Source organism: Pantoea vagans (genome assembly GCF_004792415.1).
In the GTDB taxonomy this organism is placed as follows: Bacteria; Pseudomonadota; Gammaproteobacteria; order Enterobacterales; family Enterobacteriaceae; genus Pantoea; species Pantoea vagans.
Map to the genome: position 1 here is coordinate 390,177 of NZ_CP038854.1, position 23,341 is coordinate 413,517.

Genomic DNA, 23,341 nt, shown 5'->3' on the forward strand with positions numbered 1-23,341 from the left:
GTTCATAACGAAAATTCAGCCATTTGTGACCATTGACTTATTTGGTCACAGGAATGAGAATGCGCAAACTATCCTGTTACCGCTTTAAGGGAACTCATGCTCAGGCTTAAATCCGCCACCCTTGCTGTTTACGTGTTGCCGCTGGCCCTGGTGGCCTGCGGTGAACCTTCCACCCGCGACGATCCCCGTACCCAGGCTCCTCTGGTGCGGACTGCAACCGTGGTAAGCGCGAGAGATCGAACCCACGCCTTTACCGGCGTTGTGGTCGCCCGGATTCAAAGCGATCTCAGTTTTAGAGTACAGGGCAAAATCCTTGAACGTCTGGTGGATACCGGTCAGACGGTTAAACGCGGTCAGCCGCTGATGCGTCTGGATCCGATTGACCTGACACTGCAGTCTCAGGCTCAGCAACAGGTTGTGGAGGCAGCACGGGCACGGGCTAAGCAAGCGACGCAGGATGAAGCACGCTATCGCGGCCTTGTCGCGACGGGTGCCGTGTCGGCATCAGCCTACGACCAGATAAAAGCCGCCGCCGATACGGCCAGAGCCGATCTCAAAGCCGCACAGGCCCAGGCCAGCGTGGCGCAGAATGCAACCGGTTATGCGGTGCTGCTGGCCGACGCTGATGGCGTTGTCGTGGATACGCTGGCAGAACCGGGTCAGGTGGTGAGTGCCGGACAGGCCGTTATCCGCCTCGCCAGAGCCGGTCAGCGCGAGGCCATTGTGCAATTACCGGAGACGCTCAGGCCTGCGCCGGACAGCGATGCTCAGGCTACGCTCTACGGCTCCGGCGATAAACAGGTGCCCGCCAGGCTGCGCCTGCTATCCGATGCCGCAGATCCGGTGACGCGAACCTTTGAAGCGAGATATGTCCTGGAGGGCGCGCTGGCTAATGCACCGCTCGGCTCGACCGTCACGCTTAACATCGCGGAAAACGCCAGCAAAGCTTCGGTCATGAACGTGCCCTTAGCCGCGCTCTACGATCCGGGGAAAGGGCCGGGCGTCTGGGGCATTTCAGGTCAGCCCGCAACCGTCTCATGGCGACCGGTGCAGGTGATCAACCTTGGGGATGACAATGCCGGCGTTGTCGGAAACCTCAAGCCAGGTGAGCAGGTCGTTGCGCTTGGCGCACACCTGCTTCATGAGGGTGAAAAAGTGCGCACGTCGCCGCAAGGCAACGAGCGCAGCGCGGGGAGTCATCCATGAGCAAGGAACGTTTTAATCTCTCGGCGCTGGCTGTGCGCGAGCGCTCGGTTACCCTCTTCCTGATCATTCTGATTACTGTCGCCGGTATCCTGTCGTTCTTCGAACTTGGGCGAGCGGAAGACCCGCCTTTTACCGTCAAGCAGATGACCCTTATCACGGCCTGGCCGGGTGCTACAGCGCAGGAGATGCAGGATCAGGTTGCTGAGCCGCTGGAGAAGCGGCTGCAGGAGCTTAAGTGGTACGACCGCAGTGAGACCTATACCCGTCCGGGGCTGGCGTTTACCATGCTGTCACTGCAGGACAGCACGCCGCCTTCACAGGTACAGGAAGAGTTCTATCAGGCACGCAAGAAAGTCGGTGATGAAGCCAGCAGCCTGCCTGCGGGCGTTATCGGACCGATGGTTAACGACGAGTTCTCTGATGTGACTTTTGCCTTATTTGCGCTTAAGGCCAAAGGGGAGCCGCAGCGTCTGCTGGCAAGGGATGCTGAATCCCTGCGCCAGCAGCTTCTGCATGTGCCCGGCGTTAAAAAGGTCAACATTATTGGTGAGCAGAGTGAGCGAATTTTTATCTCGTTCTCACATGACAGGCTGGCCACGCTCGGCATTTCCCCTCAGGATATCTTTTCTGCCCTGAACAGTCAGAACGTGCTGACCCCTGCCGGTTCGATAGATGCCAGCGGCCCCCAGATCTTTATCCGTCTTGATGGCGCCTTCGACACCCTGGAAAAGATTCGCCAGACGCCTGTCGTGGCCGGGGGCAGAACGCTGCGCCTTGCAGATGTCGCGACTGTTGAGCGAGGCTATGAAGATCCGGCGACCTTTATCGTGCGTAATCAGGGCGAACCGGCGCTGTTGTTAGGCGTCGTTATGCGTGATGGCTGGAATGGTCTTGATCTCGGTAAGGCACTGGACGAGGAAACGACCAGAATTAATGACGGCATGCCGCTGGGTATGACGCTGACGAAGGTCACCGATCAGGCTATCAATATCAGTTCAGCCGTAGACGAATTCATGATCAAGTTTTTTGTCGCCCTGCTGGTGGTCATGGTGGTCTGCTTCGTCAGTATGGGCTGGCGGGTGGGTGTGGTGGTCGCCGCAGCCGTGCCACTGACGCTGGCTATTGTGTTTGTTGTGATGGAGGCGTCCGGCAAGAATTTCGATCGCATCACGCTGGGTTCGCTGATCCTTGCCCTGGGTTTGCTGGTCGATGACGCCATCATCGCGATTGAAATGATGGTGGTCAAAATGGAAGAAGGTTATGACCGCATCAAAGCTTCTGCCTATGCCTGGAGTCATACGGCGGCACCGATGCTGGCGGGTACGCTGGTTACCGCTGTGGGCTTTATGCCCAACGGTTTCGCACAGTCTACCGCCGGTGAGTACACCAGCAACATGTTCTGGATTGTCGGTATCGCCCTGATCGCCTCGTGGATAGTCGCGGTGGTCTTTACGCCTTATCTTGGCGTGAAAATGCTGCCGGAGATCAAAACGGTGGCGGGAGGACATACCGCGATTTATAACACCCGCCATTACAACCGCTTCCGTTATATTCTGGGCCGCGTCATCGCAGGCAAATGGCTGGTAGCCGGTTCGGTAGTTGCCCTTTTTACGCTTGCCGTGCTCGGCATGGGGATAGTTAACGCACAATTTTTCCCCACCTCTGACCGCCCGGAAGTGCTGGTTGAAGTCCAGATGCCTTATGGCACCGCTATTGAGGAGACCAGCAACGCGACGGCAAAAATCGAAGCCTGGCTGCAGAAGCAGCCGGAAGCAAAAATCGTCACATCGTATATCGGACAAGGGTCACCGCGTTTTTATCTGGCCATGGCTCCCGAGCTGCCCGACCCCTCGTTTGCGAAAATTGTTGTGCTGACGGACAGCCAGGAAGCGCGCGAAGCACTTAAGCAGCGGTTACGCGAAGCGGCGGCTGATGGACTTGCAGCAGAGGCGCGCATCCGCGTGACTCAACTGGTCTTTGGTCCCTACTCGCCCTATCCGGTGGCATATCGCATCATGGGGCCGGATGCCGACACGTTGCGCACCATCGCAGCCGACGTAGAGGCAGTGCTACAGGCCAGTCCGCTGATGAGAACAGTTAATACGGATTGGGGTCCAAAGGTGCCGACGCTGCATTTCACGCTTAATCAGGATCGTCTGCAGGCCGTGGGGCTGACATCGAATGCGGTGGCAGAGCAGCTTCAGTTCCTGCTCTCTGGCGTTCCGATTACCTCAGTGCGTGAAGATATCCGCTCCGTGCAGGTGATGGGACGCGCAGCGGGTAACATCCGCCTCGATCCAGCCAGAATAGCGGGCTTTACCTTAGTCGGTTCCCTAGGTCAGCGTATTCCGCTCTCTCAGATAGGCGACGTAGACGTACGCATGGAAGATCCGATTCTGCGTCGCCGCGATCGCACCCCGACGCTGACGGTGCGCGGTGATATTGCTGAGCATCTGCAGCCGCCGGATGTCTCAAAGCAGATGCTCAACGCGTTGCAGCCCATCATCGATTCACTGCCAGCGGGCTACCGCATTGAACAGGCGGGCTCGATTGAAGAATCTGGTAAAGCGACCAAAGCAATGGCCCCGCTGTTCCCGATTATGATCGCCATGACGCTGCTGATTATCATTCTGCAGGTACGTTCGATGTCGGCGATGGTGATGGTCTTTCTGACGTCGCCTCTGGGACTGATTGGTGTGGTGCCGACGCTACTTCTCTTTAACCAGCCGTTTGGCATCAATGCACTGGTTGGACTGATAGCGCTGTCGGGCATCCTGATGCGTAACACGCTCATCCTGATAGGCCAGATTCACCATAATGAACATGAAGGACTCTCGCCTTTTGATGCGGTGGTGGAAGCAACGGTACAACGTGCGCGTCCGGTGCTGCTGACGGCAATGGCTGCCATTCTGGCCTTCATTCCGCTGACGCACTCCGTATTCTGGGGAACGCTGGCCTATACCCTGATTGGCGGTACGTTAGGCGGTACCCTGATTACGCTGGTATTCCTGCCAGCGATGTACGCGATCTGGTTCAGAATCCGCCCGGATCACCCCCGCTCCGCTGACGAAACTCTGAGCTGAACGTAATCCGCAACGGGCGTGATCGCTGACCAGGTGATTCACGCCCGACAACATAGCGGATTATGTTACTGAGGTTTCATAACAGGGAATCTGAACGTGATTTAAGAGGAGTGGAATGAAGAGCCTGCAGAGATGGATAGCGGGACAGATAAAACAAAAGTAAGGGCAGTTCAGTCCGGCTTTCAGGCATCTGAAGCCGGACTGAGGATGCTCAGGAAAAGATTATTTTCCCAGAATTTCTCTGCGGACAATCTCGGCACCCGCACTCAACGCATGCAGTTTGCCATTGGCAACCTGACGCGGCAGAGGAATCATGCCGCAGTTGGTTGAAGGATAGAGATTTTCAGCATCCACGAACTGCAGTGCTTTGCGCAGCGTGTTTGCGACTGCTTCCGGCGTCTCAATCTCATGAGTAGCCACGTCGATAGCACCGACCATGACTTTTTTACCGCGAATCAGCTCGATCAGATCCATCGGCACGCGCGAGTTCTGGCACTCCAGTGAAACGATGTCGATAGCCGAACGCTGCAGTTTCGGGAAGACCTCTTCGTACTGACGCCACTCTGTTCCCAGCGTTTTCTTCCAGTCGGTATTCGCTTTAATGCCGTAGCCGTAGCAGATGTGAACGGCGGTTTCACACTTCAGCCCTTCGATAGCTCGCTCTAACGCGGCGATACCCCAGTCATTCACTTCATCAAAGAAGACGTTAAAGGCTGGTTCGTCGAACTGAATAATATCAACGCCCGCGGCTTCTAACTCTTTCGCTTCCTGGTTGAGGATTTTTGCAAATTCCCAGGCCAGCTTTTCACGACTTTTATAATGATTGTCATAGAGGGTGTCGATCATCGTCATCGGACCCGGCAACGCCCATTTAATAGGACGATCGGTCAGCTTGCGCAGGATTTTTGCATCTTCAACAAACACCGGCTTCTGACGTGAGACTTCACCCACCACGGTCGGCACGCTGGCGTCATAACGATTACGGATGCGGACCACTTCACGCTTCTCAAAATCCACGCCGCTGAGGTGTTCAATAAACGTCGTCACAAAGTGCTGACGGGTCTGCTCACCATCACTGACGATATCAATGCCGGCACGAACCTGGTCGTCCAGACAGAGACGCAGTGCATCTCTTTTACCGTCAACTAACTCTTCATCCTGCAGTTTCCAGGGTGACCAGAGCACCTCTGGCTGCGCGATCCAGGACGGTTTAGGCAGGCTGCCCGCAGTGGATGTCGGTAATAAAGTTTTCATAGCAGGTGACCTTTTGTTTTTAATTAATCAAAGAACGGATTCAGCAGACCATTGTGCGAGAAGTGTCTGATTCGGCTTGATGAAATGCGCCTCAGTAAACTTACCCTGCTCAACGGCCAGACGGCTGCGCTCTTCGCGATCGTAAACGATGCGGGTTAATGAATAATCCTGATGCTGCAGCGTTGGCTGATAGCACTGTCCGGCTGCAGAATTCGCGTTGTAGATTTCCGGGCGATAGATTTTCTGGAACGTTTCCATGGTGCTGATTGTGCTGATCAGCTCAAGATTGGTGTAATCGCTGAGCAGGTCACCGTGGAAGTAGAAGGCCAGCGGCGCAACACTGCCCTGCGGCATAAAGAAACGCACTTTCAGGCCCATTTTTCCAAAATAAAAATCAGTCAGCGAAGGCGCATCCTGCTGGTATTCGATGCCCAGCACCGGATGCACATTACCGGTGCGCACATAGGTATTTTTGCTCGACACACTCAGGCAGATGACCGGAGACTTATTGAAGTTTTCTTTATAGGCCGCTGAGTTGACGAAGCTTTTAAAAATGTTGCCATGCAGCTGGCCGAAATCATCCGGCAGACTGAATTCAGTCTGGCCTTTATTGTGCTCTGTCAGCACCACGCTGAAATCATAATCACGCACATAGGAGGAGAAGTTATTGCCGACAATCCCCTCGAAACGTTCACCGGTTTTGTGATCGACAATATGGGTCTTCAGAATCTCAATCGCCGGGAACGATTCGTCGTTGCTGCCTGGACGAAGATTCAGCTCAGCAGAAATAATCTCAAGTTCGACAGCGTAACGATCGCTTTTTGGGTTGTCCCAGTGCGCCAGCGCGTTGAACCGGTTGTCGATCATCGCCAGCGCGTTATGCAGGTTTTCCTGGCGTTTTTCGCCACGCGCCAGATTCGCGAAGTTAGTCGTCGCCCGCGTATTTTTCGAAGGGTTATAGTTTTCGTCGAAACGAATGCGCTTGAGGGTAAAGGCTAAGTTGTTCATCGCTATCGGGTATCCTGGTCGCTGATATGATTTGTTGCTTCAGGGTTATGCAGCTTTGCTATCCCTTAACACGCAGTCATATGACTCAAAGTTATTAACAATTCTTACTTTATGCCTCAACATCCGGTTGAAAAAAAGTGATTAAATTTCAACGAACATGAAGGAAATTCATGTTGAGGCGGGAAAGTGGGGGATTTTTCATGCGGCCAGCGTGCCTTTAACCATCTGACATTAAATCAGAATGTTTAAAGGCGCACCGGAAGTAAATTATTTTAATAAATATCAATGATTTAATATCACCCCATCACAGCGGCGGGCCGTTTGAGGGTTAAGTACTCAGACACGCCAGACATCATTTTATTCACCTTTGCGGAAATTAATCGATTCCAGCCTGCAGAAAATTGCTGCTCAGGGCGTGCACGGCCCTGACATGGAATCACCTGTGCCCTTCACGTCGGCTAAATCTTGTAAAAATTATCGCATGTCACTTTATGCGCGCCAGATTTAACCGAAAGTCGGTTGGCCGCTTCTTTCATCAGTTTCCCCAGTCCGCTTTCACACTTCGCCTGCGTCAGACGTGACGATGGCCCGGTCAGTGCCAGCGCAGCGAGCAGCCTGTCGCCTTCTCCAAACACCGGTACGGAAAATGCCGCAATGTGCGGATCGCGCATCCCGGAGGTAAACAGCGGTAGTTCAGGTACAGTCTCAAACAGGGGTTCGTTCTTTCCCCAGTAGCGAAGCACCTGTCCGATGGCAGAGTTATCCAGCGGCAGAAAGGTGCCGGGCAGGCGCGTTTCACGCAGTCCTTCAGAAGGCTCAGCTCTGAACAGACAGAGCCGCTGATCGTTTTCTATCACATACCATGAGGCGCTTTCGCCCGTCGCGGTCGCCAGAGCGTGAAGCTCAGGCTGAACAATGCTGGCCAGATGAAAGGATTGTTCATAGAGCTTGCCCAGATAGAGCAGCCTCGGCCCCAGGGTATAGACGCCATTGTCGCGGCGAATCACATAATTCATGCGCTCAAGTGAGTTCATCAGGCGATAGACCGTCGTTTTGTGGTAACCCGACAGCTGCGCCAGCGCGGTAAGCGTCAGCGACTCCTCGCCAGGTTTGAAACAATCCAGCAGCGCCAGCGCTTTTTCTACGGCAATTACGCCTTCATTCCCCATTGGTACGTCCTCCTGTATGCGACGGCAGGCAGTTTACCGCGCAATTTGTGATTCACATCGTATTTACATCACAAATGAGTGCTTAACACTGGTGTGATGCGAATTAACATCGATATAGTAGTTTTATATTGTACAACTAAGTTGTACCTGGTAAAACGAAAGAGGAATAATCTATGCCACATGCAGAGAATACCTTCATCAATCGCGACATTATCCGTGTCGCGCCAGAACTTGTTAAACAGGCGGCTCAGTTCCAGGCTGCAATACTGGCTGATGTGGCCGGTCGACGCGGAACGCTGCATGGTCGCGTCAAACCGGTAGCCTCCACGATGAAAGTCGCTGGTCCCGCTATCACCGTCGAGGTCCGGCCAGGCGATAATCTGGCGATCCATGCCGCACTGGCAATCGCCCAGCCAGGCGACGTGATTGTGGTTGATGGCAAAGGCGATATCAGCTGTGCCTTAATCGGAGAGATTATGTCGACCCAGGCTGAAGCCTCCGGCATCGCGGGGATCATCATCGATGGCGCGGTGCGTGACGCCGATGCACTCAGCGCGAACGGCTTCCCGGTGTTTGCTGCGGGCCTGAATCCCTGTGGCCCGACCAAATCTGTTGCGGGACGGGTCAACTACCCGGTTTCTGTCGCGGGTGCTGCCATTCAGCCGGGCGATCTGGTCATCGGTGATATTGATGGCGTGGTGATTCTGCCGCGTGAAGAGATCCCTGCCCTGCTCGAACTGGCGCAGAAAAAACTGGATTTCGAGACCGGGCGTATTGCGGCCATTCGTGATGGCGATCTTCGCGCGCCGTGGCTGGAGAAAGCCCTGCAAACCGCTGGCATGCTGACGGATGGGGAGACGCTCTGATGACAACCCAGCTTCCCGTCATTCTGGTCACGGCCAGCGATCTGGCTCCGCAGGCGGTCAGCCTGCTGAACGCGTTTAGTCTGGTTTATGCAGGCAAACAGCCCGACGAAGATACCCTGTTCAGACTCTGCCAGCAGCATAATCCGGTGGCGATAATTGTCCGTTACGGAAAAATTAATGCCCACATCATGGATGCTGCGCCTGCCCTGCGCGTGATTTCCAAACACGGCAGCGGCATTGACGTTATCGATCAACAGGCAGCCGCGGCACGCGATATCCGCGTTCAGTCTGCGCCAGGTGCCAACGCAGCCGCTGTAGCCGAGCATACCTGGGCGATGATTTTAGCCTGCGCCAAATCCGTGATAACGCTGGATCAGCGCATGCGTCAGGGGCACTGGGACAAATCCACCCATAAATCTGTGGAGCTGGAGGGCAGAACGCTGGGTCTGGTCGGGCTTGGTGCAATTGGCGGTCGCGTTGCCCGCATTGGGCGGGCGTTTGGCATGAAGGTACTCGCCTATGATCCTTTTGCAAAAACCTTTCCTGATGAGTGTGAGTCCGCTTCACTTGACGACCTGCTGCAACAGGCAGACATCATTTCGTTACACTGTCCGCTGACCGAACAGGCCCGCCAGATGATCAATGCAGAGAAACTGGCGTTGTTTAAAAAAGGCGCCATTCTGGTAAACACGGCACGCGGCGGTCTTATTGATGACGATGCGCTTTTAGCGGCGCTGAATGATGGCACCGTCGCCTGGGCCGCACTGGACAGTTTCCCCACTGAACCTCTGACGGCGCCGCATATCTGGCAGCATGTTGAAAATGTGATTCTGTCGCCACACATTGGCGGTGTCAGTGATAACTCCTACGTGAAGATGGGAACGGTGGCGGCCACTAATATTCTGAACGTTCTGGAGTCCCTGAAAAACGAAAGCGCGGTATCCTGAGCCATCTCTGTAGCCGGCTGGATAAGATTTATCGCTATTCAGTCGGCTTTTTTATGGGTTTGAGTCTCTGCAATCACTAAAGGCGCTGAAGAGGCTATCATCGAGGCACGTGGGTTATAAATAATGCGTCTCTGCTTTAAGCGAGCAGCTGAAGTCAGACTGATGAGAAAGGCTTTCTCATTATTTAAATCATCACATCCGTTCTGAGCCTTATATTCCTGAAGACAGGCGTGCGAAATGGTTTTTCATGCTGTCGGTCAGTTCAAAAATACAATCGAGATGCCTGCAGTTTTTCACGACCTGACAGCTTAAATGTGAATTACCGCAGCTGTTGAAAAACTCAGTCATTCGTTTCACATCAAACAGCTCATCCTGTTCAGCAAGCAGAATTGTGACCGGAAAAGAGAGCTTTTTTAGTTGCCCTGAAGGATTTTTTGGTGTCAGAGCATTTGCCATGTTTACGCTGTATACCTGAACAAAATCAGGTCTTGAGTGAATAACCTCACTGGGGAAATTAAGCATCACACCAGTGCGATGCCCTCCTGTAAAACCCGCACTCAGTGCATTAAAGATAAAAGCCCAACGGTTAACTGACGCAAAAGGAGTAGACAACTTCTTGTGTAAAGCTGGCGGTGTAAAAGGCCTCAGTTCAGGCGACAGCAGGACCAGACTGTCAACTTTTCGCGGTAAGACATGCCGGGTAAAGTAATTAATCAACATGCCGCCCCCGCTGGAGTGACAGAGCATGTGAATCCGGGCATTCTTGTAAATGATGCGGGCATAATCAATGATGATATCCACATCCTGCCATATTTGTTCAGGGCTTAATGCATCTCCTCTGAGTCCACCTGAACGACCGTGTCCGCGAATATCTGTGAGACACACGCAGACGGATAAAGCGCAGCTCAGTTGCCGTGCAGGAATATCGTAACCTGCATCAGAATTGACTCCACCACCGTGGTATACGATCAGGACTTCATTTACACATTTTTCAGGCTCGCAAATCCTGATATATAACCCGTTGACGTCAACTTCGCGGACTTTTTCCGGATGAGCAGTTGTGTTTAATGTCAACCAAAGAGAGGGGGGCAGGAATGCATTCCTGATTTTTATATTCTACACACCCATTACATATGACATAACTGCCCGATGGAGTCGTCGGGGGGTAGCCCAGGTAAAAAAGGTAATTGCCTTATTACCTATTCCCGGAACAATGCTCATCTTTCCGGCCTGCAAAGCATGAATTCCGGCTTTAACAACGGGTGCCGGCTTCATCATGACGCTTTTCAGCATGGGGGTCAGCTTTTGCTGAGCTACGTCAGCAAAACCTGTGTCAGACATGCCCGGACACAGAGCGGTAACGGTAATACCTTCAGATTTGAGTTCACGATGAAGAGCATCCGAAAATCTCAGCACGTAAGCTTTTGCTGCTGAATAGACGGCGAAATTTTTAACCCCCTGATAAGACAGCAGGCTTGCAACCATGAGAATACGGCCTTTTCCTGCTTTCTTCATATCATCTGCAAAAAGCCGGGTAACCGCAGTCAGACTGGCGATATCAAGATTTATTATATTCAGCGAATCAGTCAGAGAATGGTCAAGAAAACGACCCTGCAGCCCGTAACCTGCATTATTTATCAGTGTTTCAACATGGATATTCTGCGCCTTGAGACGCCGGTGAAGATCACTGACTGCGTCAATGCTGGCAAGATCAACCTGCTCTACAATGACGTCAGTTTTGTACTTCTCACGTACCTCCTGCGCCAGTGACTCCATTTTGTCGCGTCTTCTTGCTACAAGAATCAGCGACCTTCCCTGAGCGGCGAACTGGCGTGCAAATTCTTCACCAAACCCTCCGGAGGCACCGGTAATGAGTACCCACTCAGCATCTGTATTCTTCATATAAACTTCTCCAGGATTGATTTTTAATAACAGCGCTTAGCCTCACCTGTCTGATGACAGAATCAGCTATCAGAGGGTTTATTTAATGATGTAACTGCTTAAAATCTGGCGAGATTGTGAACCGCTAACATAAGTATGAGATTAAAATGATTTTCGCTGACTGCAATAAATTGCAATCCCGCCTCGCAAAGAAATTGCTGAAGCGGCTGGTTGTTGTCAGTAAAAACAGTCACGGTTTTACTGCTCTCCTTGAGGGCAATCATCGTCATCCTGACGCAATCGCTGCGGGGAAACAGAAGACGTAATTGCTGAACAGACAGGTTCGGGTTCAGCGAAACTACAGTATGGTTATTATTAAAATGCAGGTTTTCAGATATCTGAGTCAGGTTATTGCAAGCTGTACTGAGAAAAACTATTTCTGATTCCTCTGAAACTGACTTGCAGTCATCCAGCGTCCAGCAGGGATAACCTCTTGCTACTTTTTGAACGTGACTGCAGTCAGAGGGATACAGAAATACCTGCGCTTCAGTTACGGAACTAAAAATCGCCCTTATTATGCCTTCGGACAACTCATCGAGGCCGATAAATCCTACTCTGCTCATACACTCTCCGGGCCGCAGGCCATAAACAACAGTGCTTATAAGTGATAATTCGAGACGGATAGTGCCGGATTGATTTTCCCGTAGCTTATCGGGCATCAGCGTTAATCGCAGGTGGCTGCCAGCCGCCACCCAGTGCCCGAAAAGCAGCGACAGCTGCGCGCGCGCTCTCGGTCTGAGCCTGTGCTCTGGCGTCTGAAGTCTGAAGAAGATTTTGATCATCGTGTAAGACGTCGATCAGGCTTGCGGTACCCTGTTTCCATGCGATAAAAGAAGACTGGCGCGCTCCGGACAGTGCGGTTACTCCGCGGGTCAGAATGGCGGTCTGCATTTCACGGTTAATGAGTGACGAGAACGCATTTTCAACGTCCTCACTTGCACGTAAAACCGACAGCCGATACGCCGACAGAGCCTCAGCTTCCTGGCCTTTAGCCTGATCTATCTGAGCGTTAATACGTCCAAAATCAAAGAGCCGCCAGCGCAACCCCACCACGCCTGCAGCCTGGCTGGCACCGCCTGAGAAAAGATTACCGCTTGATACCGATGTTGCGCTGCCGAGTAATGCGCTGAGGGAAAACTTCGGATAATATTCGCTCACAGCGACACCGATACGCGCATTTGAGGCTGCAAGATTGCGCTCTGCCACGATAATGTCCGGTCTGCGGCGTAAGAGATCAGCTGGCGTTCCTGTATCGGTAATCTGCGGAGCCTGCGGAATGGCTCCCGGCAAGGATAACGCTTTACGATGAGTACCCGGAGGCGTACCGAGCATGACGTCTAACGCATTCATTGCGTTGTCAAGACCTGTGCGAAGAACCGGCACAGTTGCCTGTACCTGTGCGAGAGCCCCTTCGGTCTGACGAACCTGATAGCCGGGAGCCAGACCTTTTATCTGAAGGAGCTTCACCTTTTCCAGTAAATCCTGCTGCGTTCTTATCTGTTTCTCAGCGATGTCCAGCCGGGTCTGTAATCCACGCAGGGTGATATAGATATCAGCAGTCTGAGCAGCAACAGCAAGGCGTGTGGCGATCACTCCCGCTTCAGAAGCCTGGTAATCAGCCAGAGCAGCCTCGCGACCGCGTCGCAGACCACCAAAAAGGTCAATCTCCCAGCTGGCATTGAGATCGGTTTCATAGCTATTGCCATAACGATTGAAGTCCGGCGTTGAACTCAGGACCTGGCCCAGCGGAGTTTCGGTCGACTGATATGCCCTACCCGCCTGACCGCTGACGTTTGCTGATGGCAGAAGCGCTGCTGTAGCGGCTCCTAGTCCCGCGCCTGACTGCGTCATTCGGGCGGTTGCCTGCGCAATATCGAGGTTTTGTGCCAGTGCTTCTGTCACGAACTGACTCAAAAGCGGATCGTTAAATCCTTCCCACCACTCAGCAAAACTGGCGGAATGTGAAGTGCTTCTCTGCAGAACAGCTGACTCATTCATGTAGCGTTCTGCAAGCGGTGCATCCGGACGATAATAATCCGGTCCTACTGTGCAGCCCGTCAGTAAACCTGCAGTCAACACGAGTGCAAAGGGACGTAAGTGGAGCATGAATAGTCCTTGAGACGAATATGATTTGTGACTACATTACCAAATGGTCACCCGTTGTCAATCAACCGCTGTCAGGCTAAGTTGAAAATATGAATACACATACGACTCCTCCCCCCTCAAGGGGACCTTCTGAACACGCCATTCGTGATCAGGTGGTCATAGCTGCGACCGAGCACTTTGGGCATTTTGGCTATGAGAAAACCACTGTTTCAGACCTGGCAAAATCAATAGGTTTTTCAAAGGCATATATATATAAATTCTTTGGGTCAAAACAGGCTATTGGTGAAGTCATCTGCGCCAATCGTCTGGATATGATTATGAAGAATGTTAACTCTGCGGTTGCAGAAGCGCCGACGGCATCGGAAAAGATGAGGCAACTGCTGCGGGCACTGACGGAGTCCGGAAGCGACCTGTTCTTTCACGACCGCAGGCTTTATGACATTGCCGCCGTGGCCGCCAGGGACAAGTGGCCATCCGCCGAAATACACGAAGAGCGGATTCGACAACTTATTGAAAATATTATTGTTGAAGGGCGACATGCGGGACAGTTTGAGCGAAAAACCCCTCTTGATGAAGCGACGAAGGCTATTTTTCTCCTCATGAAACCTTACATCAGTCCTGTTCAGTTACAGTACAATCTTGAAACAGCTGCTTCAGCCGCCGTTCTCCTTTCTGCCCTGATACTAAGAAGTCTTTCTCCCTGAATATGTGACCATTGACAAATTCAGTCACAGGTATAAGAATGCGGTTACCTTCCTATTATTTTATTCAGGTAACCCATGCTCAGGATCAAGCCTGTCAACTTAGCTGTCTGCCTTTTCCCATTAGCCCTGGTAGCCTGTGGCGATAATTCCGGTACTGATGACCCGCGCACGCACCCCCCCCTGGTAAGGGCTGTAAAGGTGGCGGGAGCTGACGATGCATACCGTTCTTTCACCGGCGTGGTAGTTGCACGTACGCAGAGTGACCTTGGCTTCCGTGTACAGGGCAAAATTCTCGAACGCCTTGTTGATACAGGCCAAACGGTCAGGCGAGGACAGCCGCTGATGCGTCTCGATCCTGTTGATCTCAGCCTGCAGGTACAGGCTCAGCAGCAGGCTGTTGCTGCTGCACGTGCCCGCGCCAGGCAAGCTTCTCAGGACGAAGTGCGCTACAGGGGCCTGGTCTCAGCAGGCGCTGTTTCAGCATCAGCTTATGATCAGATAAAGGCCGCTGCAGACACGGCAAAAGCCGACCTCAGCGCTGCGCAGGCGCAGGCTGACGTTGCACTGAATGCAAAAAGTTATGCCGTATTGCTGGCTGATGCTGATGGCGTCGTTATGGATACGCTTGCTGAACCGGGTCAGGTGGTCAGCGCAGGTCAGCCGGTGATCAGATTAGCCAGGGCCGGCCAGCGTGAAGCCATGGTCCAGCTTCCTGAAACGCTCAGGCCGGCGCCTGAAAGCCAGGCTGAAGCGACGTTGTACGGCGATAAAAAACAGTCCGTCAGTGCGCAACTTCGCGTGCTTTCCGATGCAGCCGATCCTCTGACTCGCACTTTTGAAGCCCGATATGTGCTTGAGGGAGCGCTGGCTAACGCACCGCTGGGCGCCACAGTCACTCTGCATATTGCGGATGGAAAGGCTTCACGTAAGGTAATGCAGATACCCATAGCCGCACTCTCTGACCAGGGAAAAGGTCCGGGAGTCTGGGTTATTACCGGTCAGCCAGCCCGGGTTTCCTGGCGGGCAGTGCGTGTAGAGGGCCTGAGTGACGATATGGCAAAAGTCTCAAGTGGGATCAGTGGCGGTGAAGAAGTGGTTGCGCTTGGCGCTCACCTGCTGCATGACGGCGAAACTATACGCGTTGCCCGTCAGGGTGACGGCAGCATTGCCGGGGGCCAGCCACATGAGTAACTCCCGCTTCAATCTCTCTGCGCTCGCGGTTCGTGAACGCTCCGTTACTTTATTCCTGATCATTCTGATAACGGTTGCAGGCATCCTGTCTTTTTTTGAGCTGGGCCGGGCAGAAGATCCGCCGTTTACCGTCAAACAGATGACAATCATCACTGCATGGCCCGGTGCGACGGCACAGGAAATGCAGGATCAGGTTGCTGAACCGCTTGAAAAGCGTATGCAGGAGCTTAAATGGTACGACCGTAGCGAAACGTATACCCGCCCTGGGATGGCGTTCACCATGCTGTCTCTGCTGGACAGTACGCCACCCTCACAGGTACAGGAAGAGTTCTATCAGGCCCGTAAAAAGCTGGGAGATGAGGCAAAAAATCTGCCTGCAGGCGTCATCGGACCGATGGTGAATGACGAGTTTTCGGACGTCACATTTTCCCTCTTTGCTCTGAAAGCCAAAGGTGAGCCTCAGCGTTTACTGGTACGCGATGCAGAATCACTGCGCCAGAGGCTTCTTCATGTGCCGGGCGTAAAAAAAGTCAACATTATCGGTGAGCAGACCGAACGCATCTTTGTCTCTTTTTCCCATGACAGGCTGGCCACGCTGGGGGTTTCGCCTCAGGACATATTTTCAGCCCTGAATAGCCAGAATATCCTCACGCCCGCGGGCTCAATTGATACCCAGGGACCCCAGGTATTTATTCGTCTTGACGGTGCTTTTAACAAACTGGAGCAGATACGTAAAACGCCCGTCGTTGTTAATGGCAGAACGCTGCTGCTGTCGGACATTGCCACTGTTGAGCGCGGATATGAGGATCCTGCCACGTTTCTGATACGCAATCAGGGTGAACCTGCTCTTCTGCTGGGCATTATCATGCGGGAGGGGTGGAATGGCCTTGAACTGGGCAAGTCACTGGATGCGGAAGCGGCCAGTATCAACGCATCCATGCCGCTCGGCATGACGCTGACGAAAGTCACCGATCAGTCCGTCAACATAAGCTCTGCTGTCGATGAATTTATGATCAAATTCTTCGTTGCGCTGCTTGTGGTCATGGTGGTCTGCTTTGTCAGTATGGGCTGGCGTGTGGGCGTTGTGGTGGCCGCTGCCGTGCCTCTGACGCTGGCGGTCGTTTTCATCATCATGGAGGCATCAGGTAAAAATTTCGATCGCATAACCCTGGGGTCACTGATTCTGGCCCTGGGACTTCTTGTGGATGATGCCATCATTGCAATTGAGATGATGGTTGTAAAAATGGAGGAGGGCTACGACCGTATTAAAGCCTCAGCCTATGCGTGGAGCCATACTGCTGCCCCGATGCTGGCAGGTACACTGGTGACCGCAGTGGGCTTTATGCCTAATGGCTTTGCGCAGTCTACCGCAGGTGAATACACCAGTAACATGTTCTGGATTGTGGGTATCGCCCTGATAGCCTCATGGGTTGTAGCAGTGGTGTTCACACCCTATCTGGGGGTGAAAATGCTGCCGGAGATCAAAACGGTGCCCGGCGGACACGCCGCAATCTACGATACCCCGCGCTACAACCGTTTTCGCCGGTTACTGGCCCGCGTTATTGCACGAAAATGGATAGTCGCCGGGACGGTTATCATCGTCTTTACGGTGGCCATTCTCGGGATGGGGCTGGTAAAGAAACAGTTCTTCCCGACATCAGATCGTCCGGAAGTGTTAATTGAGGTTCAGTTGCCTTACGGCACCTCAATTGAGCAGACCAGCGCGACCACAGCGAAAATCGAAGACTGGCTGAAAAAGCAGAAAGAGGCAAAAATTGTCACTTCTTACATCGGACAGGGCTCACCCCGCTTCTATCTGGCGATGGCACCGGAGCTTCCCGACCCGTCATTTGCGAAGATTGTGGTTCTGACCGACAGCCAGGATGCCCGCGATATTCTCAAGGAACGGCTACGTGAAGCCGCAGCCAGCGGACTCGCTCCTGAAGCACGTGTCCGCGCAACGCAACTGGTCTTCGGTCCTTATTCTCCTTATCCAGTGGCTTACCGGGTGATGGGACCTGATCCGGATAAACTGCGTGAGATTGCAGGCGAAGTTGAGGCGGTCATGCTGGCCAGTCCAGACATGAGGACCGTGAACACGGACTGGGGACAGCGCGTGCCGACGCTGCACTTCTCGCTGAATCAGGATCGTCTTCAGGCAGTAGGTCTGACTTCGAATGCCGTTGCGCAGCAACTCCAGTTCCTGCTCTCTGGCGTACCTGTTACGTCCGTTCGTGAAGATATCCGCTCAGTACAGGTAATGGGTCGTGCAGCAGGCGATATCAGACTCGATCCTGCAAGAATAGCCGGATTTACGCTGGTGGGGTCGTCAGGCCAGCGCATTCCACTGTCTCAGATTGGCGATGTTGAAGTAAGAATGGAAGATCCGATACTACGACGTCGCGATCGTACCCCGACGATTACCGTAAGGGGGGATATTGCAGACACCATGCAGCCGCCGGATGTTTCCGCTGAAATTCTGAAACAGTTACAGCCTGTTATCGCTAAGCTTCCGGCCGGATACCGCATTGAGCAGGGAGGACCCACTGAAGAGTCCGGTAAAGCGACTCAGGCAATGGCTCCGCTGTTCCCGATCATGATTGCCATTACGCTTCTGATCATCATTTTGCAGGTGCGGTCAATGTCAGCGATGGTGATGGTGTTTCTGACTGCGCCATTGGGGTTGATTGGCGTTGTGCCGACGTTGCTGCTGTTCAATCAGCCGTTCGGGATTAATGCGCTGGTAGGACTCATCGCGCTGTCGGGGATTCTGATGCGCAATACATTAATCCTGATAGGGCAGATCCATCACAATGAGCATGAAGGGCTGACACCCTTTGAGTCCGTCGTTGAAGCAACAATTCAGCGTGCCCGACCCGTATTACTGACAGCAATGGCCGCTATTCTGGCCTTTATACCGCTTACGCATTCTGTTTTCTGGGGAACACTGGCTTATACGCTGATAGGCGGAACATTTGCTGGCACCATCGTTACCCTGGTTTTCCTGCCTGCAATGTATGCCATATGGTTCAGGATACGCCCTGAAAATCAGAAATTCGCAGATGGTAAAGCCGAAGAATAACCATTAACCGCAGGGGAACACGTTCCCCTGCATACCGGTTTATGGCATGACGCTATGCAAAAAAGAACATGAGGTTTTTACAATGAATGAGAATAATTCCGTACGAATAGTCGTAACCGGCTGCGGTATTGTCAGCCCCTTAGGATGTGGTACGGAAACCGTCTGGCGCAGGCTTATTGAGGGTCGGTCGGGAATAACAGTACTTCCTCCTGAAATCAGAGAGGGTACTGGCGTCACCGTGGCCGGACAGGTGCCCTCACTCACAGAGGACCCTGACGCAGGTTATGAGCCGGAGCGGTATATTACTGCCAAAGAGCGCAAAAAAATGGATCGCTTCATTGAGTTTGCTCTCATTGCGGCTCAGGAAGCCCTCACTCAGGCGGACTGGCAGCCAGATAATGAATACAAGAAAGAGCGTACTGCAACAGTGATTGCATCAGGAGTGGGGGGATTCGGCGCGATTGCGGACGCAGTCAGAACGTCCGATACACGCGGACCACGCCGCTTATCACCCTTCACTGCGCCCTCTTTTCTTGCAAATATGGCTGCAGGTCATGTCTCAATAAAGCATGGCTTTAGAGGACCTATCGGTGCGCCGATAACGGCATGTGCTGCAGGTGTGCAGGCTATCGGTGATGCGGCAAGGCTGATTAAAACCGGCGAAGCCGATATTGCGGTTTGTGGAGGTACAGAAGCTGCAATCGATCGCGTTACGCTGGGATGTTTTGCGGCAGCACGCGCACTCTCTACAAATAATGGTGATAAACCTGGCGAAGCATCAAGACCGTTTGACACCGATCGGGACGGCTTTGTGATGGCCGAAGGTGCCGGCATACTGGTCATTGAGTCTTTAGAACACGCGTTGAGTCGGGGGGCAACACCCCTGGCTGAACTGGTAGGGTATGGTACCAGCGCCGATGCATGGCATCTTACCGCCGGCCCCGAAGACGGCAGCGGAGCCCGCAGAGCCATTGCGCTTGCGTTAGCCCAGGCAGGCGTAAGTGCTGATGATGTACAGCATATCAATGCTCATGCCACCTCAACTATGGTCGGTGATAAAGGTGAACTCTCGGCGATCCAATCCGTGTTTGGTAAAGGCAGTAAAGTCGCCATCAGTTCGACCAAGTCGGCTACCGGACATCTGCTGGGCGCAGCTGGCGGTATTGAAGCCATCTTTACCGTACTGGCTCTGCGTGACCAGATTATTCCGCCGACGCTGAATTTACATAATTCCGATGAATCAGGTGAAGGTCTGGACCTGGTTGCATTGAAGGCACGTTATTCTGCCATCCGGCATGCGTTATCAAACGGATTTGGATTTGGCGGCGTGAATGCCAGTGTTCTTTTTCGCCGTTGGGAAGCCATTTAATATGAATATCAGGGCTGCCTGTAAGAGATTTACTCAGGTGGCGTAACGCTCTGATGTTGAATAATGAGTGTCGCGTAACCAGTAATATAAAAATACAGGCTTCAGTTAACGTCAGCATATTAATTTGTTCACAATTTAATATTCAGCTTAAGGTTCTGTGCCCGATATCGGGTGCAGATCCTGCGTTACTGTCAGGCAATCAGATAGTCAGCAGATTTTTAAATTATCGCCACAGAGAATGACATGAACCCAGAAAAATTAAAGTCAGTCACTGAACCTTACGAAAGCTTACCGGAACCCAGGCAATTGAACGGAAAAATTATTGTGACAATTGCCGGTCTGTCCGCAATCAGTACGCTGTCCACGAATATTATTCTTCCGGCCTTTCCGGCTATAGGTGCACAATTTGGTGTGTCCGCGCGTCAGCTTGGACTGACGCTGTCATGTTTCTTTATTACCTTTGCGCTGGCGCAGCTTGTCGTCGGACCGTTGTCTGATCGCTATGGGCGGGTAAAAATTGTTACAGGCGGGCTCACGATTTTCCTTATTGGAACAATCATCAGTGGTCTTTCAGATTCACTTGATATGCTGATTGTCGGGCGTATTATCCAGGCGGCCGGAGTATGTGCCGCTTCCGTTCTGGCCCGGGCTATCTCCCGTGACCTTTTTGAAGGTGAAAGGCTGTCTCGGGCGCTTTCTCTGACCATGATTGCGACAGCAACAGCCCCTGGTTTTTCTCCTCTGATGGGGAGCCTGATCACCATTACTCTGGGCTGGCGGTCAATTTTTATTCTGGTCAGCCTGCTGGCTCTCGCGGTGGGAATTTTCTACGTTAACATTTTGGGAGAAACACACCCTGCCGGGCGGAGAGTCAGGCGTTCTTTTACCGGCGTCCTTAAGGCATATATCAGCCTGTCCGTGAACGTAACGTTTATCTTTCCTGCACTCGCAATAAGCCTGCTGATGAGTGGCTTGTTTGCATCCTTTGCCGCGGCACCCGCCATTCTCATGAATGGGATGGGATTATCCCCTCTGCAGGCCGGGATGTTCTTTTTCGCGACAGTCTTTGTGGTATTTGCCGCAGGGATTTCTGGTCCCCGACTTGCACATCGCTTCGGGGGTGGAAAAATTGCTTCACTTGGTATTTTTATTGCCCTTATAGGCGGCATTATGCTGCTTATTGGCCCGCAGGATCCGGGGTTGGGATGGTATACCCTTTCCATGATCACTTTTTTATGGGGTATGGGTCTGGGTAACCCGCTGGGCACAGCTATCGCAATGGGTCCTGTAGGAAAAGAAGCAGGTCTCGCATCCTCATTGCTGGGATTTTTGACAATGGCGATCGCTGCCATCACCACCTGGCTTAGTTCTGTTTTATCTATACCGGCAGTTATCGCACTTGGCGTTATCCAGACAACTGCATGCCTGGGCTCGCTGGTGTTGTTTTTGCTGCGCCCTAAAACGGGCGAGTTGACTAACAGGGACCCGGATACTTAGACGTGTCTGCACTAAAATCGATTAATACGGGCCCTATCTGGCTAAAGGGCATTATTTCAATCGATACAATTCTCTATTAAAACTCAGATGATTGAGGTTTGTTTGACTAATGTTTCGGTTCAATGCCCTCGTTGTTATTCATATAAAGTCTATCGGCATGGTCACAGTTCTTCCCAACATGAGCGATTTCGCTGCCGGATATGTGGACGCGTTTTCCAGATGTCATATACCTATGAAGCCAGAAAACCCGGCGTTAAAGAGCAGATCGTCGACATGTCCATAAATGGAGCAGGAGTCAGGGATACCGCAAGAAAACTAAAAGTGGCTACAAACACTGTCATGCAGACTTTAAAAAAGTCACACGAAAGCAGGTGATATCCTGGTCTGTCGCTTATGCCGAAGCCAACTTATGTGCGGACTGGATAAAAATGTAAGTTTATCGTTAGTAAGTCTATCCATATTCAGACCACAACCTGTTGAGATTTAGTCGACAGAATTCACACAATTATGCTAATTAATGCCTGGTATTTAACCATAACGCGATATGAGCCAGGTCAGATTTTTACACAAAGCGGATCAATAATTTATTCAAATTGAGCAGTGATGTAAGTTACGCTTAATTTAACTGGTGAGCCAATTTGATGGAAACGTCGAAGGCCGCATTGAGGATGAATACCTGAATCAGAGATATTTCTATGTGAGGAAAATAGTAAATAACTGTCAGCAAGCTGATAACGGTCGAAAAGACGGATAATCTCAGAATGGCTGGGCTCGATTTTGAAACCAGGAAATTTATTGAAATTAAGAAAATAAAAACGTTATTAGCAACTAATTATTACTTAAAATACCGCTGACAGACTCATCCCGAAGTGCTGTCAGGCAGACTGACTGCATTGGCTATCAAATGAACAGCAATGTTGCTCACTCAATGCGTAATTTTACATTCATTGCTTAACTGGATTAACTGAACAGGAAATTTTGCCCCTTAAAACAATAAGGGGCAATAAATTAATGATGGTTATTTGACTTTTTTCGTATTCTGGTATTTTTATTATTTGAATGCTTTTTGCACTCTGTACGCGAGACTTCGAATATCACATAATCTCGTCTGGTTTTCCCTGGTGTTGCATTGGTCTTTGACCGCCTGACCGCCGGGCAATGAAAGTGCTTAGTGGTCAGGTACATTTTTATTATAAGACCTGTACGATATAATAAAAGCTGTCCTAAAGGGCAGGTGCGATAGTTTCATCATGTGATTATTGAGGGCGAGTTAATGGGTTCTGCTGTTGATTTTTTTTTGCGTGATTATGATCAATTGTCGGTTGAACAGGCGAATGAGTTATACCGGCTCAGAAGAAAAACATTTCGGGATCGACTCGACTGGGAAGTCGAATGCATTGACGGCATGGAAAAGGACCTTTTTGACAACAAAAACACAACTTACTTACTGGGTATGCACGACGGAAAATTGCTATGTGGTGCACGATTCATAGACTCTACCCAGCCGACGATGATGAGCGAAATTTTCCATAAGTACTTTTCAGGAGTATGTCGTCTCCCTACCGATATTCCCTGCTGTGAAATTACTCGCCTGTTTTTAGACAAAGAAAGACGTGACGCTGCAAAACTGGATAATTTACCTGCCAGTAAAGCATTATTTCTTGCAATGATTATTTTTTGCATGAAGAAGAAATATTCAGGAATGTACGCAGTGGTCAGTCGTGGCATGTATGCCATCTTTCGTCACGCCAACTGGAAAACAGAGGTAATTCAAAAAGGGTTTTCTGAAAAGGGAGAAGTTATCTACTATATTTTTATGCCTGCTAACAATAGTGTCATTGAGGATATCATCCTTAAGGAAAAACACTCTGACTGGCTGCGTGAGAAGCTACAGCACTTACGCCATCTTTAAAGAAGT

The 23,341-nt window shown here is 51.8% G+C and carries 17 protein-coding genes and 1 pseudogene; 11 read left to right on the forward strand and 7 right to left on the reverse strand.

Annotated features, from left to right (window positions below):
- Nucleotides 1-96 precede the first annotated feature (96 nt).
- Together EGO56_RS20695 and EGO56_RS20700 are read left to right on the forward strand one after the other, a co-directional pair.
- On the forward strand, nt 97-1,206 hold the full coding sequence (locus EGO56_RS20695; RefSeq protein WP_135910897.1) for an efflux RND transporter periplasmic adaptor subunit: 1,110 nt from the start codon (nt 97-99) through the stop codon (nt 1,204-1,206).
- The gene (locus EGO56_RS20700; RefSeq protein WP_135910898.1) at nt 1,203-4,289 is read left to right on the forward strand and encodes an efflux RND transporter permease subunit; all 3,087 of its coding nucleotides are present in this window, start codon (nt 1,203-1,205) and stop codon (nt 4,287-4,289) included. The genes EGO56_RS20695 and EGO56_RS20700 overlap by 4 nt, the downstream gene beginning before the upstream one ends.
- Nucleotides 4,290-4,511: 222 nt before the next feature.
- On the opposite strand, the gene EGO56_RS20705 is transcribed toward EGO56_RS20700, so the two are convergent.
- The 3 genes from EGO56_RS20705 to EGO56_RS20715 all read right to left on the reverse strand — a co-directional run bounded on the left by EGO56_RS20705 (nt 4,512) and on the right by EGO56_RS20715 (nt 7,720).
- Nucleotides 4,512-5,543, reverse strand: a complete 1,032-nt coding sequence (locus tag EGO56_RS20705) for a methionine synthase (protein WP_033735535.1) — start codon at nt 5,541-5,543, stop codon at nt 4,512-4,514.
- 27 nt (nt 5,544-5,570) lie between these two features.
- Nucleotides 5,571-6,551 carry a DUF1852 domain-containing protein gene (locus EGO56_RS20710; protein ID WP_033735534.1) on the reverse strand — a complete coding sequence of 327 codons (981 nt, stop codon included), beginning with the start codon at nt 6,549-6,551 and terminating at the stop codon, nt 5,571-5,573.
- A 458-nt stretch (nt 6,552-7,009) separates the two neighbouring features.
- Complete coding sequence (locus tag EGO56_RS20715; protein WP_135910899.1) at nt 7,010-7,720, reverse strand: IclR family transcriptional regulator; 711 nt, start codon at nt 7,718-7,720, stop codon at nt 7,010-7,012.
- A gap of 173 nt (nt 7,721-7,893) precedes the next feature.
- On the opposite strand from EGO56_RS20715, the gene EGO56_RS20720 reads away from it, so the two are divergent.
- Together EGO56_RS20720 and EGO56_RS20725 are read left to right on the forward strand one after the other, a co-directional pair.
- Nucleotides 7,894-8,586 (forward strand): RraA family protein, encoded by a 693-nt coding sequence (locus EGO56_RS20720; protein WP_013196118.1) that lies wholly within the window; start codon nt 7,894-7,896, stop codon nt 8,584-8,586.
- Nucleotides 8,586-9,533 (forward strand): hydroxyacid dehydrogenase, encoded by a 948-nt coding sequence (locus tag EGO56_RS20725; RefSeq protein ID WP_135910900.1) that lies wholly within the window; start codon nt 8,586-8,588, stop codon nt 9,531-9,533. The genes EGO56_RS20720 and EGO56_RS20725 overlap by 1 nt, the downstream gene beginning before the upstream one ends.
- A 210-nt stretch (nt 9,534-9,743) precedes the next feature.
- Here EGO56_RS20725 and EGO56_RS20730 read toward each other — a convergent pair whose 3' ends face one another.
- The 4 genes from EGO56_RS20730 to EGO56_RS20745 form a co-directional block, all read right to left on the reverse strand.
- A complete protein-coding gene (locus tag EGO56_RS20730; RefSeq protein WP_238349032.1) occupies nt 9,744-10,607 on the reverse strand; it encodes an alpha/beta fold hydrolase in 864 nt (287 codons plus the stop codon).
- A gap of 42 nt (nt 10,608-10,649) precedes the next feature.
- Nucleotides 10,650-11,435, reverse strand: a complete 786-nt coding sequence (locus EGO56_RS20735) for an SDR family NAD(P)-dependent oxidoreductase (protein WP_135910902.1) — start codon at nt 11,433-11,435, stop codon at nt 10,650-10,652.
- A gap of 98 nt (nt 11,436-11,533) precedes the next feature.
- On the reverse strand, nt 11,534-12,037 hold the full coding sequence (locus EGO56_RS20740) for a hypothetical protein (RefSeq protein WP_135910903.1): 504 nt from the start codon (nt 12,035-12,037) through the stop codon (nt 11,534-11,536).
- An 85-nt stretch (nt 12,038-12,122) separates the two neighbouring features.
- Nucleotides 12,123-13,580: an efflux transporter outer membrane subunit gene (locus EGO56_RS20745; RefSeq protein WP_135910904.1), complete on the reverse strand. Its 1,458-nt coding sequence runs from the start codon at nt 13,578-13,580 to the stop codon at nt 12,123-12,125.
- An 89-nt stretch (nt 13,581-13,669) separates the two neighbouring features.
- On the opposite strand from EGO56_RS20745, the gene EGO56_RS20750 reads away from it, so the two are divergent.
- From EGO56_RS20750 to EGO56_RS20780, 7 genes and pseudogenes are all read left to right on the forward strand, one after another.
- Nucleotides 13,670-14,284, forward strand: a complete 615-nt coding sequence (locus tag EGO56_RS20750; RefSeq protein WP_135910905.1) for a TetR/AcrR family transcriptional regulator — start codon at nt 13,670-13,672, stop codon at nt 14,282-14,284.
- Nucleotides 14,285-14,359: 75 nt separating this feature from the next.
- A complete protein-coding gene (locus EGO56_RS20755; RefSeq protein ID WP_135910906.1) occupies nt 14,360-15,475 on the forward strand; it encodes an efflux RND transporter periplasmic adaptor subunit in 1,116 nt (371 codons plus the stop codon).
- Nucleotides 15,468-18,557 carry an efflux RND transporter permease subunit gene (locus tag EGO56_RS20760; RefSeq protein WP_135910907.1) on the forward strand — a complete coding sequence of 1,030 codons (3,090 nt, stop codon included), beginning with the start codon at nt 15,468-15,470 and terminating at the stop codon, nt 18,555-18,557. The genes EGO56_RS20755 and EGO56_RS20760 overlap by 8 nt, the downstream gene beginning before the upstream one ends.
- 46 nt (nt 18,558-18,603) lie before the next feature.
- Nucleotides 18,604-19,926: a beta-ketoacyl-ACP synthase II gene (fabF, locus tag EGO56_RS20765; RefSeq protein ID WP_238349033.1), complete on the forward strand. Its 1,323-nt coding sequence runs from the start codon at nt 18,604-18,606 to the stop codon at nt 19,924-19,926.
- Nucleotides 19,927-20,169: 243 nt separating this feature from the next.
- The gene (locus tag EGO56_RS20770) at nt 20,170-21,423 is read left to right on the forward strand and encodes a multidrug effflux MFS transporter (RefSeq protein WP_135910908.1); all 1,254 of its coding nucleotides are present in this window, start codon (nt 20,170-20,172) and stop codon (nt 21,421-21,423) included.
- Between the two features lie 87 nt (nt 21,424-21,510).
- Nucleotides 21,511-21,780: pseudogene (locus tag EGO56_RS20775) on the forward strand (IS1-like element transposase); the annotation flags it as partial.
- Between the two features lie 916 nt (nt 21,781-22,696).
- The gene (locus EGO56_RS20780) at nt 22,697-23,335 is read left to right on the forward strand and encodes an acyl-homoserine-lactone synthase (RefSeq protein WP_135910910.1); all 639 of its coding nucleotides are present in this window, start codon (nt 22,697-22,699) and stop codon (nt 23,333-23,335) included.
- Nucleotides 23,336-23,341 lie beyond the last annotated feature (6 nt).